Here is a 968-nt window from a genome sequence, read left to right as displayed (position 1 = left end):
GCTTGTCTTCGCCGCGCCAGCGCTGCCCGACTTCGGCAATCCCGCAGCTCATCTGCACCAGGCTGTCGAAGCCGCGACGCTCGCTCCAGGGGCCGGACCAGCCGTAGGCGTTCAAACTCACATCCACCAGGCCCGGAGCGATAGCCCGGCGCACGTCCGCGCCGAAGCCCAGGCGATCCAGCGCATCGGCGCGGTAGCCGTGCACCAGGACGTCGGCATCCGCCAGCAGAGCCTGGAAACGCTCGCGATCCGCCGGCTGATGCAGATCCAGGCGCGCGCAGGACTTGCCCAGGGTGACTTCCGGGACCACGCCCGGCTCATCCCAATGTGGCGGATCGATGCGCAGCACCTCGGCGCCATAGCCAGCCAGGAAGCGAGTGGCGATGGGGCCGGCAAGCACGCGGGTCAGGTCCAGCACGCGCAGGCCGACAAGCGGGCGCTCACGGTCGACCTCGATATCCAGCGCAGGCGCGGAAACCAGCTGCAGGTCACGCAGCACCAGGGGCTCGCGGGAAACCGCAATGCCCTGCGGGTGCTGTTGCCAGTCCGCCCAGGAGCGCATCTGCGCCGCGCAACCGCCTGCAGCGACTATGGCTTGATCCAGCTCGCCGGCCCCCCAGTTGGCCACTGCGGCGGCGACTAGCTCGCGGTCATTGCCGACGCCCAGCACTTGCAGCGCGGCGTCGCGGTGATGGGGAGCATTGGTGTGCAGGCGAATCCAGCCGTCGCGGGTGCGGTAATTGCCGGCGATGACATCCCACAGGTCCGGCGGCGTCCAGCCCTGGGCACGCAGTGAAGTGGAGAACCAGAAAGATGCCAGACGGCGATCTACCACCAGAGAAGCGGCGGCGCTCGCCTCAGGGTCCAGCCATTCGCCCAATGCGAGGCCGGCGCTGGCGATGCTCGCGGCAGCGAGTTCAGTGACGTAGAAGGCCGAGGGCAAGCCACCCTCGCTGCGAAAGGCGAGT

1 protein-coding gene is annotated in these 968 nt (G+C 68.8%); it reads right to left on the bottom strand.

Going from position 1 to position 968, the window contains the following annotated elements; translation table 11 throughout:
* Positions 1 to 968: CoA transferase (locus QO207_RS31460; RefSeq protein WP_301536137.1), on the bottom strand; the 968-nt coding region annotated here is incomplete at both ends.

This window comes from Pseudomonas sp. CAN1 (genome assembly GCF_030462585.1).
Lineage (GTDB): Bacteria > Pseudomonadota > Gammaproteobacteria > Pseudomonadales > Pseudomonadaceae > Pseudomonas.
Note: the sequence above shows the minus strand (reverse complement) of the source record. Positions and strands in the feature narration are given on the sequence as shown.